This is a genomic window from Pseudovibrio sp. SCP20 (assembly GCF_057774105.1).
In genome coordinates this window covers 85,898-99,492 of sequence record NZ_JBYMDH010000005.1, presented here as the reverse complement: position 1 = coordinate 99,492, position 13,595 = coordinate 85,898, and the positions used below count along the sequence as shown (strand labels likewise).

At 52.7% G+C, this 13,595-nt stretch carries 15 protein-coding genes; 12 read left to right on the top strand and 3 right to left on the bottom strand.

From position 1 onward, the window contains the following. Positions 1–6 precede the first annotated feature (6 nt). The 9 genes from cobA to AC3CB2_RS18595 are packed head-to-tail and all read left to right on the top strand — an operon-like array spanning position 7 to position 8,048. Entirely contained in the window at positions 7–813 is an 807-nt protein-coding gene (gene cobA / locus AC3CB2_RS18635) for a uroporphyrinogen-III C-methyltransferase (RefSeq protein WP_352935867.1), read from the top strand. Next, positions 806–1,177 (top strand): c-type cytochrome, encoded by a 372-nt coding sequence (locus tag AC3CB2_RS18630; RefSeq protein ID WP_008549007.1) that lies wholly within the window; start codon positions 806–808, stop codon positions 1,175–1,177. Before cobA ends, AC3CB2_RS18630 begins: the two co-directional genes overlap by 8 nt. Continuing rightward, positions 1,174–2,355, top strand: a complete 1,182-nt coding sequence (locus AC3CB2_RS18625) for a cytochrome D1 domain-containing protein (protein WP_054783800.1) — start codon at positions 1,174–1,176, stop codon at positions 2,353–2,355. The genes AC3CB2_RS18630 and AC3CB2_RS18625 overlap by 4 nt, the downstream gene beginning before the upstream one ends. Positions 2,356–2,410: 55 nt before the next feature. Then, positions 2,411–3,409: a siroheme decarboxylase subunit beta gene (gene ahbB / locus AC3CB2_RS18620; protein WP_008549039.1), complete on the top strand. Its 999-nt coding sequence runs from the start codon at positions 2,411–2,413 to the stop codon at positions 3,407–3,409. Then, on the top strand, positions 3,406–3,894 hold the full coding sequence (locus tag AC3CB2_RS18615) for an Lrp/AsnC family transcriptional regulator (RefSeq protein WP_054783801.1): 489 nt from the start codon (positions 3,406–3,408) through the stop codon (positions 3,892–3,894). Before ahbB (AC3CB2_RS18620) ends, AC3CB2_RS18615 begins: the two co-directional genes overlap by 4 nt. Next, positions 3,891–4,466, top strand: a complete 576-nt coding sequence (gene ahbB, locus AC3CB2_RS18610; RefSeq protein WP_008548901.1) for a siroheme decarboxylase subunit beta — start codon at positions 3,891–3,893, stop codon at positions 4,464–4,466. The genes AC3CB2_RS18615 and ahbB (AC3CB2_RS18610) overlap by 4 nt, the downstream gene beginning before the upstream one ends. Continuing rightward, positions 4,402–5,616, top strand: a complete 1,215-nt coding sequence (gene nirJ / locus AC3CB2_RS18605) for a heme d1 biosynthesis radical SAM protein NirJ (RefSeq protein WP_054783802.1) — start codon at positions 4,402–4,404, stop codon at positions 5,614–5,616. Before ahbB (AC3CB2_RS18610) ends, nirJ begins: the two co-directional genes overlap by 65 nt. Continuing rightward, the gene (locus AC3CB2_RS18600) at positions 5,591–7,192 is read left to right on the top strand and encodes a cytochrome D1 domain-containing protein (protein ID WP_352935874.1); all 1,602 of its coding nucleotides are present in this window, start codon (positions 5,591–5,593) and stop codon (positions 7,190–7,192) included. The genes nirJ and AC3CB2_RS18600 overlap by 26 nt, the downstream gene beginning before the upstream one ends. Beyond that, the gene (locus AC3CB2_RS18595) at positions 7,149–8,048 is read left to right on the top strand and encodes a CbiX/SirB N-terminal domain-containing protein (RefSeq protein ID WP_352935877.1); all 900 of its coding nucleotides are present in this window, start codon (positions 7,149–7,151) and stop codon (positions 8,046–8,048) included. The genes AC3CB2_RS18600 and AC3CB2_RS18595 overlap by 44 nt, the downstream gene beginning before the upstream one ends. Positions 8,049–8,124: 76 nt before the next feature. Here the strand turns inward: AC3CB2_RS18595 and AC3CB2_RS18590 are convergent, their stop codons facing one another. Beyond that, positions 8,125–8,775 (bottom strand): peroxiredoxin, encoded by a 651-nt coding sequence (locus tag AC3CB2_RS18590; RefSeq protein ID WP_352935880.1) that lies wholly within the window; start codon positions 8,773–8,775, stop codon positions 8,125–8,127. A gap of 98 nt (positions 8,776–8,873) precedes the next feature. Between AC3CB2_RS18590 and AC3CB2_RS18585 the strand changes: the two genes are divergently transcribed. Then, positions 8,874–9,782: a LysR substrate-binding domain-containing protein gene (locus AC3CB2_RS18585; protein ID WP_352935883.1), complete on the top strand. Its 909-nt coding sequence runs from the start codon at positions 8,874–8,876 to the stop codon at positions 9,780–9,782. Between the two features lie 34 nt (positions 9,783–9,816). On the opposite strand, the gene AC3CB2_RS18580 is transcribed toward AC3CB2_RS18585, so the two are convergent. Beyond that, positions 9,817–10,536 (bottom strand): Crp/Fnr family transcriptional regulator, encoded by a 720-nt coding sequence (locus tag AC3CB2_RS18580; protein WP_208609206.1) that lies wholly within the window; start codon positions 10,534–10,536, stop codon positions 9,817–9,819. 649 nt (positions 10,537–11,185) lie between these two features. Here AC3CB2_RS18580 and AC3CB2_RS18575 point away from each other — a divergent pair. Continuing rightward, a complete protein-coding gene (locus AC3CB2_RS18575) occupies positions 11,186–11,611 on the top strand; it encodes a GNAT family N-acetyltransferase (RefSeq protein ID WP_352935886.1) in 426 nt (141 codons plus the stop codon). 41 nt (positions 11,612–11,652) lie between these two features. Here the strand turns inward: AC3CB2_RS18575 and AC3CB2_RS18570 are convergent, their stop codons facing one another. Then, entirely contained in the window at positions 11,653–12,138 is a 486-nt protein-coding gene (locus AC3CB2_RS18570) for a hypothetical protein (RefSeq protein WP_352935888.1), read from the bottom strand. A gap of 343 nt (positions 12,139–12,481) precedes the next feature. Between AC3CB2_RS18570 and AC3CB2_RS18565 the strand changes: the two genes are divergently transcribed. Next, entirely contained in the window at positions 12,482–13,561 is a 1,080-nt protein-coding gene (locus AC3CB2_RS18565) for a helix-turn-helix domain-containing protein (protein WP_054783807.1), read from the top strand. Positions 13,562–13,595 lie beyond the last annotated feature (34 nt).

Genomic DNA, 13,595 nt, shown 5'->3' with positions numbered 1-13,595 from the left:
TGAGTTATGAGAGGCATTGGTAAGGTCAGTCTGATCGGCGCAGGACCGGGTGATCCGGACCTCCTCACAGTGAAAGCTCTGAAGCGTATTCAAGACGCTGAAGTTGTTGTTTATGATCGTCTGGTTTCTCAAGAAATTATGGATCTGGTTCCTCCTAAGACCGCGCTTTACCCTGTTGGGAAGAAGCCGAAGAGCCATCCAATTCCTCAAGAGGAAATCAACCAGTTGCTTGTTGATCTCGCCAAAGAAGGTAAGCGCGTTGTGCGCTTGAAAGGCGGAGATCCATTTATTTTTGGCCGCGGCAGCGAAGAAGCTGCTGAACTGGTCACAGCCGGTGTCGAATATGAAGTCGTGCCGGGCATCACAGCTGCGCAAGGCTGTGCCTCAAGCCTCAACCTGCCACTCACGCATCGCGGTCTAGCAACGGGGCTGCGTTATGTAACCGGGCATTGCCAGAGAGATGTACCCCTCGATCTGGATTGGGCCAGCCTTGCGGACCCTAACACCACCCTTGTGATCTACATGGGCCTCGCCGCGATTGCGGAAATCTCCACCAAGCTGGTGGAGCACGGCATGCCAGCGGATATGCCAGCGGTCGCGATCTCCAAGGGCACCACGTCGGAAGAACAGAAAGTGTTTGGCACACTCACCACAATCGGTGAGCTGGCCAAAGAAGCCAAGCTGCCAGCACCAACTCTGTTCATGATTGGTGATGTTGTGGGTCTGAAAGAAACTCTGGAACTGCCAGAAATCACCGGCAGCGAAGGAAACTGGGGTGAGAAAAGACCTCACCTGGAGGTAATCAATGGCTAGGACAGAGCGGATGGCGCAAAACCCGCTGCGTTCTTTTCTGAAGGCCGGGTTGCTGGCGCTTCCGTTACTGACTGGAGTGCCAGTTGGAGCTCTCGCCGATGAAGAGGCTCTCAAGATCATCGATCGCGAAAAGCTGACAGACTTTGTGCAGCAGGACTGCGGGTCCTGCCACGGTCTGACGCTTGAAGGCGGTCTGGGCGGGCCAATCCTTCCGGAAAATCTGGAACATATGGACGCTGATGTCATTCAGGAAGTGATCCTTGGTGGATTGCCGGGAACGGCGATGCCTCCTTGGCGCGGCTTCCTCAACGAAACTGAAGCAGCCTTCATTGCTGAAGGTCTGAAAACAGGAGCATTCAAGTGAAGACGTTATTTGCTGCCGCAGCTTTAGGTGCGGGTCTTTTATTTGCTTCTGCAGCCAGTTCTGACGACCTGCGCGCCACGGGCGACTTGGGTCTGATCATCGAACGAGCCACAGGAACAGCCCTGATTGTTGAAAGCACAGACCGTACTGTGCTGGCGCAGGTGGAAGGGCTGGGCAACCTCTCGCACGCTTCTGTCGTGTATTCCCGTGATGAGCGCTATGCCTATGTGTTTGGTCGTGATGGTGGCCTGTCCAAAGTGGACATGCTCACTGGCAAGCTCGTCGGTCGCGTCATGCAGGCTGGTAACTCCATCGGTGGAGCTATCTCCGATGATGGCAAACTGATCGCTGTTGCCAACTACAAGCCAGGTGGCGTGAATGTGTTTGACGCAGATACTCTGGAGCTTATCTCCGAAGTGCCTGCAATCTACGACGAAGAAGGCAACCAGTCCAAAACCATCGGACTTGTGGACCTGCCGGGCCGTCGTTTTGCTTTCTCCCTGTGGGATGGCGAACAGACCTGGATCCTTGATTACTCTAAGGGCCTGAAGCCTGAAGTCACCAAACTCACCGATATCGGCGTCTTCCCATATGATGCGCTGGTGACCGGTGATGGCCGCCACTACATCGTTGGCCTGTTTGGCGAAGATGGTCTGGCTCATGTGGACCTTTGGAAAGAGCCACTGAAAGTCGAGCGCATTATGGACGGTTACGGCAAGGGTGAAGAGCCTCTGCCAGTCTACAAGATGCCTCACCTTGAAGGTTGGGCGAAAGCCAATGGCATGTTTGCACTGCCAGCAATTGGTCGTCACGAAGTGCTGTTCATGGATGAACGTGAGTTCACCGAAGTAGACCGTGTCGCCGTGCATGGCCAGCCAGTGTTTGCGATGGCGCGTCCTGATGGTCGCCAGATCTGGGTAAACTTTGCGCCTCCACATAACGACACCATTCAGGTGATCGACATTATGGATCGCAAGATCATCAAGACCCTGAAGCCAGGACCGGGCGTGCTGCACATGGAGTTCACTCCACGCGGCGAAGAAGTCTGGATGTCCGTTCGCGACAAAAATGAGATCCACGTCTACGACACAACGGATTTCTCCCTGAAAGAGGTTCTGCCAGCGGAAAAACCAAGCGGCATCTTCTTTACTTCACGTGCACACCAGCTGGGGCTTTAAGTCCCGGCTTTCCCAGGGCGGCGGTGGCCGCCCGAGCGATTGGGGAGTTTGCGATATGAGCGCACAGCTGAGTGATATTGATCTCGTACTGGTGGACAAGTGGCAGCATAATTTCCCACTTGTTCCAAAGCCATTCAATCTCATAGCCCGGGAAACCGGGGTGGACGCCCTGGATGCGATCAGCAGTTACGAACGGTTGGTGGCAAATGGCGTTATCTCGCGCATTGGTGCTGTGCTGGCTCCGAACACAGTCAGCGCGAGTTGTCTGGCTGCGGTTTCTGCGCCTCCACACTTTGTGGAAACCGCGGCACAGATCATCAATGATGAGCCGGGGGTCAACCATAACTACCTGCGTGAAAATGACCTGAACATCTGGTTCGTGGTTGTTGAACGAGACCGGGCGACCCTGGAGGCTACACTTGACCGTATAGAACGGACCACCAATCTCGTGGTTCACGCTTTTCGGATGGAAAAGGCTTTCCACCTGGATCTGGGATTTTCTTTAACAGAGCAGCGGTTGGAAAAGAAGACCCCGGTGCTCCCACCTGTCGACATGTCAGTGCTGGAGCCGGGTGACATCGGTCTGCTGGAAAAACTTTCTGACGGTATTCCGCTCTCAGATCGTCCGTTCCTGCGCATTGCGTTGAAGCTGGGTCGTTCGGAAACATCCGTTCTGGAGCGCCTCAAGATACTGCAGGATGCTGGCATTATTCGCCGCTTCGGTGTTGTCGTGCGGCACCGCTCTATTGGTTACAAGGCCAATGCCATGTCTGTCTGGAACGTGCGCGATGAGCATATCGATGATGTCGGCGCCATGTTCTCCGCCGATCCGATGGTCAGCCTTTGCTATCAGCGCAACAGAGAGATGCCGCTGTGGCCGTACAACCTTTACACCATGACCCACGCGAACAGCCGTGAAGAGGCGCTTGAGGTCATCAATCGGCTGTCCACCATGGCCACGCAGCATGTGATGAGCAGCGATGTGCTGTTCTCCACCAAGTGCTTTAAGCAGCGTGGTGCCCGTCTTGCCTACAACGCTGGAGTAAGCGCATGAGCTCAGACATTGCTCATTTGAATGAACCGGCGCGGGTGCATCTGGACGATCTGGATCGTAAGCTGATCAATCGTCTGCAAGATGGCCTCCCGGTCGTCTCCAAGCCGTACGCGGCTGTTGCCGAAGAGCTGGGCATTGAGGAAGACGTGCTCCTGAAGCGCCTGCAATGGCTGCTTGAGACGCGTATCCTGACCCGTTTCGGTCCCATGTTCGATATCGCCCAGATGGGTGGTGCGTTCTGCCTGTGCGCGATGGCTGTGCCAGAAGAGCGTTACGATGAGGTGACCGAGCAGGTGAATTCGCTGAGCGAGGTGGCACACAACTATGCCCGTGATCACGAACTGAACATGTGGTTCGTTCTGGCCACGGAAACCCCTGAAGAAATTGAGACTTGCGGGAAACGCATTGAAGAGCTGACAGGCATTCCTGTTCGGTTGTTCCCGAAAGAACGCGAGTTTTTCATTGAGTTTAAGGTCCCGGCATGAGCACGCATAATTTTGAAGAATTCTCTGAATTTGATCGTGCTCTGGTCGCAGCGCTGCAAGAAGGGTTGCCGCTGGTCTCCGAGCCTTATGCGCAGATTGCGAGCCAGCTTGGCGTTAGTGAAGAGCTGGTGCTGGAACGCGTTGCATCCATGAAAGAAAACGGTGCAATTCGTCGTATCGCAGCTGTGCCAAATCATCGCGCCCTGGGCATGCGTGCAAATGGAATGTCCGTCTGGAATATCGTTGATGAAGATGTTGAGCGTATTGGCCAAATTATGGGCGCGCTTGACTTCGTTTCCCACTGTTATCAGCGCCCCAGATGGATGCCCACATGGCCTTACAATGTGTTCGCCATGGTGCACGGAAAAACTCGCGAAGAGTGTCTGACTTTAGTCAAGGAAATAGAGGCTCTCGTGGGTTCATCATGCAAGGGACATGACGTCCTGTTTTCGACAAAAACCCTGAAAAAAACAGGACTTAGACTTCGTCGCAGAGGGGAGAGCCCGCGTGTTTCGTCTGACCCATTATCTCAAAGCTCTAGCGGATCCGTATCCACTTCCACCAGCGCGTAAACCTGCTGGACCGGTTGTAATCTGGAACTTGATCCGCCGTTGTAACCTGAAGTGCAAGCACTGTTACACAACCTCAGGCGATGTAGATTTTCCCGGCGAGCTTTCAACAGAGCAGGCCTATGAGGTCATTGATGACCTGAAAGGCTTCCGCGTACCGGTCATCATCTTCTCTGGTGGTGAACCGCTTATGCGCCCGGATATGCTGGAGCTCTCGGCACATGCCAAGCAGCTCGGCTTTTATACCGCCTTGTCCACCAATGGCACGCTCATCGACAAAGAAATGGCGCGCAAGATCGGCACCATCGGTTACGACTACGTTGGCATTTCGCTGGATGGCATCGGCAAGGTGCATGATGACTTCCGTGGCATGGATGGCGCGTTTGACCTGTCCTTGCAGGCTGTTCGTCACTTGCGTGAGGAAAACGTCAAAGTTGGCCTGCGCTTTACGCTGACAGAAGACAACGCCGACATTCTGGATGACTATCTGGAGCTGTGTGACCGCGAGAAAGTAGACAAGATCTACCTGTCTCACCTGGTGTACGCAGGCCGCGGTAACAAAAACCGTGGTGAAGATGCGCACCTGAATGTGACCCGCAAAGCCATGACCCGCCTGATTGAAAAGGCTTGGGAAGATGTGCTGGCTGGAAGCTCCAAAGAATACGTGACCGGCAACAACGATGCGGATGGCATCTTCCTGTTGCAGTGGGTGCGTGAGAATATGCCGGAGAAAGCTGGTTATCTGGAAGATATGCTGGAGCGCTGGGGTGGCAACGCTTCTGGTGTAAACATCGGCAACATCGACAACACCGGCAAGGTGCATCCGGACAGCTTCTGGTGGCACTACACCATCGGTAACGTGAAAGAGCGTAAGTTCTCCGAGATCTGGCAGGATGTATCTGATCCTGTGATGGCGGGCCTGAAGCAGACTCCACGTCAGATCAAAGGCCGCTGTGGTTCTTGCCAGTACTTCAACATCTGTAACGGCAACACGCGTGTAAGAGCGCTGCAGCTGACCGGCGATCCTTGGGCAGAAGATCCATCCTGTTATCTGACGGATGAAGAAATCGGCCTGGAGGATACAAACCACCAGCGCGTTGAAACAACACCATTCCGGGGAGCTCGTCATGAAGCCAAACACGTTTATGCCTAAACTCGCCGGTGTTTTATTGGCAACCTGCATGCTGGCAGGTACTGCTGAAGCGCGCGGTAAAAAGCTGGAACTCTATCCGGTTTCCGACGCCACCAAAGGCACCTATCAGGAACTCTGCGCGGAATGCCACGGCGGTGATCGCCTCGGCGGCATTGGCCCGGCACTGCTGCCGGAAAGCCTGAAGCGTCTACGCGCAAGTGCTGCGGCGTCCACCATCAAAGAAGGCCGCGTTCACACCCAGATGCCTGCGTTTGGTGATCAGCTGAACGATCAACAGATCGCAGATCTGGTGAACATGATCAAAACCCCGCTCGGCGCAATGCCGGTTTGGGGTGAGAAGGAGATCATGGAGACACGGATCTTCAACGAGGACTACAAGCCCGTTGAAAAGCCAGTCTACGAGTCCGATCCACTCAACCTGTTCGTGGTGGTGGAAACCGGCGATCACTACGCTACCGTGATGGATGGCGACACGTTCGAGCCTCTGACACGCTTCAAAACCCAGTTTGCGCTGCATGGCGGTCCTAAGTTCACACCGGACGGTCACTACGTGTACTTCATGTCCCGAGATGGTTGGATCACGAAGTACGATATGTGGGCGCTGAAAGTGGTTGGCGAAGTGCGTGGCGGCATCAACTCCCGTAACATTGCGCTTTCACGCGATGGCAAGCACATCGCGCTGGCAAACTACCTGCCGCACTCTTTGGTGATGCTGTCTGCTGAAGACCTGTCCGTTGAAAAGATCTTTGATGCAGAGTCACTGGGCGGTGAAACCACACGTGTTTCTGCGGTTTATCAGGCTCCTGAACGTGACAGCTTTGTTGTCGCCATGAAGGATACGCCTGAAGTTTGGGAGGTCTCAACCAATCCGAACGCTGAACCGGAATACGACGCTTACGTTGATGCTGAAAACTACGGCAAGGATGGTGCGAAACCAACTTCAGAAGGTCTGTTCGCTCTGCGTCGTATCCAAGTTGATGCGCCGATGGATGACTTCTTCTTCGATCAGTCCTACAAGCACCTGATGGGGTCTTCCCGTGATGGTAAGAGTGGTGTCGTGGTTGACATGGACGAAGGCTCCACCATCGCCAAGATCGATCTGCCAGGCTTCCCGCATCTGGGCTCCGGCATCAGCTGGGAATGGGAAGGCAAGCCAGTGATGGTGACCCCGCACCTGCGTGAGAGCAAGATTTCTGTGATCGATATGTCCAACTGGTCCGTACTGAAGACACTCGATACGGCTGGACCGGGCTTCTTCATGCGATCTCACGAAAATTCCAAGTACGCTTGGGCGGACGTCTTCTTTGGTCCAAACAAGGACCAGATGTACGTGATCGATAAAGAAACGCTTGAGATCGTAAAGACGCTGAAACCGCTCCCGGGTAAAACCGCTGCTCATATCGAGTTTGACCGTGATGGCAGCCACGCCATTCTCTCCATCTGGGAGAATGACGGCATGATCATCATCTATGACGCGAAGACGCTTGAAGAAGTTAAGCGTATTCCAATGAGCAAGCCATCTGGAAAGTACAATGTCTGGAACAAGATCACCTTCTCCGCTGGTACAAGCCACTAGCGATCTGGCACTTGTTCTTGCTGCTCATGGCGATTTGGGCGGCAAGGGCGCCGACAATACACCAGGCCACGTGCGCCTGAAGAATGCTCTGGCGCCCTTACTGCCCGAACTGGATGTGGTGAGTGGGGTGATGAAAGGGACCCCACCGCTGCAGGAAGTGGTCGAAATCCTCCCGCACGAGCGTGTGCTCGTGCTACCTCTCCTCTTAAGTAACGGCTACTTCTGCAAAACTGTCCTGCCTCGCAGATTGGGGCTGGACCCGGACCACCAACAACAGAAAGAAGGTGAATGGCAGAATCTGAACCGAAGTGGGCAGTACATCAAGCTGTTACCCCCTCTTGGTGTATTGCCTTTCCTACCTGATCTGGTTTCTGAAAGTATTCAAAGTACGCTGGCACCAAACAGCAAAAGTACCTTGATCAAACCGGACCTTGACCGGGAAGTGATGATTGTCGCCCACGGCTCCACGGTTGGGCCGGAATCACGGCTATGTGCACTTCAACTCAAGGATCAACTGGAAAGCCGTTACGGCTATAAAAACCTGCGTGTTGCGTTCCTCTCTGAGGAACCCTTTGTCGAAAAAGCCGTTCTCACGCTCTCTGAAGATGCGATTGTCGTTCCGCTGTTTGCTAGCGGTGGTCTGCATGGCCATGACGATATCGCTGAAATGATGAAAAGCGCGCCCTCTGGCTGCAAACTTGCACCCGTCATTGGTTGCGAGCATGCACTGGCTCAACATATTGAGAACTACCTGCATGAAACGGTACTGGTATCAGGGGCAAAACAACCCCTTGCAGCCTTAACCGGTAACACACCTCCAAAAGGTGGTGCGGATTACGGGCGAAGAGTTTCCTAGAACTCTGAGTACGGCGCAATTTTAGCTTAAGGTTCAGGCAGATAAAACGCCTGAACCTCTCTGTGTGCAGCCTTCTTTATACAGCCATGTCTTTCTTGGAGAAGTACCAGTCTACATAGTCGTAGCCGGCGGACTGGCGGGTTTTTGCTTCTTCAAGAGTTGCTGGGGGAGGCACGATAACCTGATCTCCCGGCTGCCAGTTTTCTGGAGTGGCGACCTTGTGTTCCTCTGACGTTTGCAGCGCTTTTACCAGACGCAGGAACTCATCTACAGAGCGTCCATTGGTCATTGGATAATACACCATAGCCCGCAATATACCTTCAGGATCGATGATGAATGTTGCTCTGACAGCAGATGTGTCGGAAGCGCCCGGCTGGATCATGCCATAGGCTTTAGCGACCTCCATGGAGAGATCGGCGATGATTGGAAATGGCACGTGCACACCAAACTTCTCTTCGATGTTCCGCGCCCATGCGATGTGGGAGTAGTGGCTGTCAATGGAGAGACCCAGCAAGGCCGTGTTGAGTTTTGCAAAGTCATCTGCAGCGTTGGCGAAGGCTATAAATTCGGTGGTACAAACCGGAGTGAAATCAGCTGGGTGGGAGAAGAGGATCAACCATTGCCCTTTGTAATCACTCAATGATTTGACGCCATCGGTTGTCGGTGCGGTAAAATCAGGAGCTGGTCTGTTAAGCTGTGGCAGTGTGATCATGGTTTCTTCAGTCATTTATTTTCCTCAAACTCATTTGATTTGATAAATGCAAGTTAGTGATCTAAAATAATTAGTAAAATTGATTTATTGGAAAACAGTAATCTGGAAAATCTATGAGTCATCTCCCAAGTTTGCGGCAGTTGGAGTTTCTGGTTGCGTTGGTTGAAGAGCAGCATTTTGGTCGTGCAGCTGAGAAATGTAATGTCAGTCAATCCGCATTGAGCACAGCTTTAAAGGAGCTGGAGCAGAACCTTGGTGTTCATCTGGCAGAACGGACCAAACGATCCGTGACCATTACGCCTTTGGGCAATGCGTTGGCAGATAGAGCGCGCCGCATTCTGCTTGATACAAGGGCTTTTGTAGACTTTGCTTCGGCAAACTCCAGGTTTCTGGCGGGTGATCTGAAACTAGGTGTCATCTCAACAGTCGGGCCTTACCTTTTGCCCGGTCTCATGCCGCACCTGCGCAAGAAGTTTCCGGAGCTACGCCTCTTTATCAAAGAGGGGATGACCAGCGATCTGCTCTTAGCCTTGCAAAATGGATATCTGGACGCAGTGTTGTTGGCCCTGCCATTCGAGATTGGTGACCTAGCTTATGAAATACTGTTTGAAGATGGGTACAAGCTTGCCGTTGGCCCAGACCACCCGCTTGCAAAACTAAAGCATGCTGATGGGGCGGACCTGGAAGGCACCAGAATGATGCTGTTGGAAAAAGGGCATTGTTTACAACAGCATGCCCTTTCCGCATTTACTCCAATCGGACCTGTACAAGACAGCACGTTCGAAGCGACCAGCCTTTCCACATTGGTAGGTATGGTGGCAGAAGGGCTCGGAACAACGCTTCTGCCTGACATAGCAATAAAGGCCGGGCTGACCGACAAGTATGATCTTCATCTCGTTGATGTTGACAAGGCACTGCCAAGAAAAATCACGCTTACGTGGCGAAAAAGCTCACCACGTGGAGAGGAGCTAAAACAGCTCGGAGAATTCATAAAGCAAATCTACAAGGGGCAGGAGACCTGACCCGGAAACCAAAATCAAAAAGATGACTTCATGCCTAACCGTGGCTTGAATGCATAACGACTGTGCGTTCCTGTTCTACCAGTGTGCGCAGAGCCTGAACGTTTGAAATGATAGCCCGGTTCTGTTTGACCTCAACGCCGTAGCTTTTCAGCTTCTGGAAGGCGCGGGACAGACTTTCCGGCTTCATTCCCAAACGACCAGCAATCAGAGCTTTATCGTATGGCAGCACCAGTGTGCAGGAACCGGCAGGTTCGGAGCTAAGGTTCAGGAGGAACTCAGCCACTCGCTGTGCACCGGTGTGTGTTTTTAGGCCCTCGATCTGCAGCACAAGCTGGTGCAGGTGCATGGACAGAGACGACATCATTGCCAGCGCGATGTTTGGATCAGCTGCAATAGATTTGGCCAAATGGGCAACAGGAATACAAAGCACAACACTATCGGTGACCGCTTCTCCGGAAGCAGGATAGTTTGAGTTTGTAAAGGCTGCTCCTTCTGCGAAGGTTTGCCCGCGGGTGAATACCCCTACAACGGCCTCATCGCCGCTGCTTGTCGCGCGAAAAACTTTGACCCATCCTTCCAGAACGATAAAAAACGCGTCTGCTTTATCGTCCTGAAAAAATATCATCTCACCGCGCGAGACAGATTTCTTAGTGGCACCCCGAAGCAGCTGTTCTCTTGCCTCGGTACTCAACCGTTTAAGCAAGGGAATTTCAGCGAGCTTCTCCACTTCACTGCTAACTATAGTAGTAGACATTTTTACAGACCTCTCCCACGATCAGCACAATCGTACTGTTGCGTAGATGAAGGACGTTGATCTAACGCAAGTGTTTTTGCGCAATCGGCATCTTGGAGTTGTCCTCTTGAAAACAAATGGACCTAACGAAAATCAAGGAGCTAGAGAACTCATGGGATTAGGGTCCATTTAAGGTAAAGTTTTCGCGTCGTGGCGAAGCTTGCCTTTTTGGCTCAAATATATGTTTAAAACTGTCTCCGGGAATATTTTTTGCCCGATGTTGACTGTGAAACAGAGCCTTCTCGATGGTGAAGACGCGTCCGGAATGGGAAACGGGCATCGGTTGCGTCTTCACCATCAAGTCCCTTTAGCACCACAGACTTTCCGGAAATAGAGAGATGCAACGCACACGTGTTGTCCGCGCAACAGGTGTGTAGGAGCGGGTGTGATGGGTGATCCTGCTGGCTTGACACTGCGCGCGATGAGCTTAACGTGAGAGTTCCTGAAGTGTCTCAGAGGAGTTTTGATGTCCCGGATCTGAGGGCTCGCAAAAAGAGCCCCTATGCATGTTTCAAACCATAAGACCGCATGACTTTGCGCGGCTGGTTTCGCATGCCTTTAATTCTCCGAACATCATAGGCCGCTCAGCGGCATGCTTCAGGATATTCCAATGATCCGTAAATTTGAAACTCGTGACACCGAGGCCATTGTTGACGTCTGGCTGAAGGCCAGCAAGCACGCGCATACCTTTTTGAGTGATGCGTTCCTCGCAAATGAGACCAACAACATCCGCAATGTGTATCTACCATCCGCTGATACATGGGTGGTGGAAGCAGATGGTTCTGTCGTCGGCTTCATCTCGTTGCTGGGCAATGAAGTGGGCGGACTGTTCGTGGATCCGGACTTTCACGGGCGTAAGCTCGGGAAGGCTCTGATGGATCAGGCTGTTTCTCTCCATAGCAGCGTCGAGCTGGAAGTCTTCAAACATAATCCCATTGGCCGCCGCTTTTATGCGCGCTACGGCTTTGAGGAGTTGCATGAAGTCTTTAGCGAAGAGACACAACAGCCCGTGATCCGGCTCAAATACTCAGCTTAACAACAATAGATGCAGGAGAGGGCGTAACGCTCTCTCCGGTTCTAGCGTTTGGCTTTGCGTTCTCCAAAGAGCACAGAGAACACAAGGGCCATCACAATTGCCATACCAACGTGCCCTACGAAGGAAGACTGAGTATAGGCGCCAAAGTCCATCATGAAGCTTCTGCCGATGAAGGGCGCAAGCATGCCCTGTGCGATGTACCAGAGCAGCACGCCCGCCACGACGCCGGCAATCATGAACTTCAGCCTGGTCATCAGATGCACGGCCAGTATGGCCACAGGGAAGGCGATAGCACCCACTGAGAAATGGATCGCAAACGCTGCACTGTAGGGGATGGACAGCCCAAAGAGTTTGGATGTGAGTGCGATGACGAGGTTTGCAGGTTCCAATACAGGCCCGAACAGGATTGGCGAGACGAACCACGCATAAGCTTCAAAAGCGAGCTCACCGACAACACCTGCTAGCACGACGGCGGGCAGGAGAACTCTGAGAGAGTGGGAGTTGGCGGCTGACGACTGCAGGGGCATGGGTGATCCTTCGAAGGCTCAAGGGGGGAGTGGGGAGCTCTCCTGAAGGTGTGCCCTGAATAGGGCTGCTACAAGGCTGAAGCCTGCATCTCATCATCACAATAATTTCAGCGGCGCGCGAGCATCTGCGAGGTGTGGCAACACACCGATGTCAGAAACGGTGGTTGTGCCATCGTCATGCATCAATGCAAGAAACTCAGGAAAAAAACCAGATTTGGCGCAATCTCAAACAAAATGCACATTGATCTGGACGCTGCGTCATTGTTTGCAACGCACCTGAAGATGTATACAAATGGAATAAGGTTTTAGTAAAAGCACGTATTAAGTGCATGACTTTACGAGGATGCATTTCTTGGGAGAGGTGGATCTCAAAAAAGGAGTTCAGCCAACGGAGATTTCGCAGCCTATTCCTCAGGCTGTGTTTTCTGTCGATGGTGTGGCTCCCGATGAGCGCTTCTCTCTCTGGAAAGAGAGCATTTCCTTCATGTTTCAGGTGGAAGCAGACCATGCCGTCAGGACGGATGATTTCACCGCTGAAGTTGATGCTCACATGTTCGGGCAAATTGTTCTGGCCCGGACAAAAAGCAGAAAACAGTTCTGGGAACGGAGTGAACTGACCATCGCAAGAGATGGGATGGACCATTTCATGATCCAGTTATTTGAAACCGGCGACATGTTCTATGAGCATGACGGCGCACAGCATTCTGTTGCACAAGATGGCCTTATCATTTTTGATTTAGCCAGGACGTCAAAATCCTGGACCAATACATTTTCAAACCTGTCCCTGATTATTCCCAGGGAGTTGCTTGAACCAAAGCTGGTTTATCCAGATGGGCAGCATATGAGGAGATTGCCCGCCTCGCAGCCCATGGTTCAGCTTCTGTACAGCCATATTAAAACGCTGAAAGAGTTGTCGGATCAGCTCAGCCTGTCTCAGGCAGCTGATGTTAATCCGGCAACTCTCTCTCTTGTTGCCGCATGCCTCAACAGCACGGCGGATGGTGTTGTTATTTCAGATGCCAACAGTCATGCCGCGCAGATCATGCTGGCAAAACGCGCAATCAATGAAAACCTGTCGAACCCAGCGCTTACGCCTGAGGTGGTGGCCTCCAAGGCAGGCATTTCGCGGTCCAAACTCTATGAAATGTTCCGCAGCTATGGAGGGGTAAAGAGCTTCGTGCTGGAGCAGCGACTGAAAGGTGCCATGATGGCTCTTATCAGCAACAGCAATGCTCACCGTTCCAATGCCGAAATCGCCTTTTCCTTCGGCTTTGCATACGAGAGCACCTTTAGTCGTGCCTTCAAGAAGCGTTTTTCCATGACACCGACAGAAGCCCGGAACTCCGCAGGCGTTGCATGGACACACGCTGCCGACATGCCGGATATTGACCGGCGCTACGAAGACTGGGTCAAGCGCCTGTAAGAGCAACAAAGGCGCTGCAGATATCGCCAGCGCC

What these genes read in the sequence shown, in the direction of transcription:
- cobA (WP_352935867.1), top strand. Translation starts at nt 7, where the DNA reads ATGAGAGGCATTGGTAAGGTCAGTCTGATCGGCGCAGGACCGGGTGAT.
- AC3CB2_RS18630 (WP_008549007.1), top strand. Translation starts at nt 806, where the DNA reads ATGGCTAGGACAGAGCGGATGGCGCAAAACCCGCTGCGTTCTTTTCTG.
- ahbB (WP_008549039.1), top strand. Translation starts at nt 2,411, where the DNA reads ATGAGCGCACAGCTGAGTGATATTGATCTCGTACTGGTGGACAAGTGG.
- AC3CB2_RS18615 (WP_054783801.1), top strand. Translation starts at nt 3,406, where the DNA reads ATGAGCTCAGACATTGCTCATTTGAATGAACCGGCGCGGGTGCATCTG.
- ahbB (WP_008548901.1), top strand. Translation starts at nt 3,891, where the DNA reads ATGAGCACGCATAATTTTGAAGAATTCTCTGAATTTGATCGTGCTCTG.
- AC3CB2_RS18600 (WP_352935874.1), top strand. Translation starts at nt 5,591, where the DNA reads ATGAAGCCAAACACGTTTATGCCTAAACTCGCCGGTGTTTTATTGGCA.
- AC3CB2_RS18595 (WP_352935877.1), top strand. Translation starts at nt 7,149, where the DNA reads ATGTCTGGAACAAGATCACCTTCTCCGCTGGTACAAGCCACTAGCGAT.
- AC3CB2_RS18590 (WP_352935880.1), bottom strand. Translation starts at nt 8,775, where the DNA reads ATGACTGAAGAAACCATGATCACACTGCCACAGCTTAACAGACCAGCT.
- AC3CB2_RS18585 (WP_352935883.1), top strand. Translation starts at nt 8,874, where the DNA reads ATGAGTCATCTCCCAAGTTTGCGGCAGTTGGAGTTTCTGGTTGCGTTG.
- AC3CB2_RS18580 (WP_208609206.1), bottom strand. Translation starts at nt 10,536, where the DNA reads ATGTCTACTACTATAGTTAGCAGTGAAGTGGAGAAGCTCGCTGAAATT.
- AC3CB2_RS18575 (WP_352935886.1), top strand. Translation starts at nt 11,186, where the DNA reads ATGATCCGTAAATTTGAAACTCGTGACACCGAGGCCATTGTTGACGTC.
- AC3CB2_RS18570 (WP_352935888.1), bottom strand. Translation starts at nt 12,138, where the DNA reads ATGCCCCTGCAGTCGTCAGCCGCCAACTCCCACTCTCTCAGAGTTCTC.
- AC3CB2_RS18565 (WP_054783807.1), top strand. Translation starts at nt 12,482, where the DNA reads ATGCATTTCTTGGGAGAGGTGGATCTCAAAAAAGGAGTTCAGCCAACG.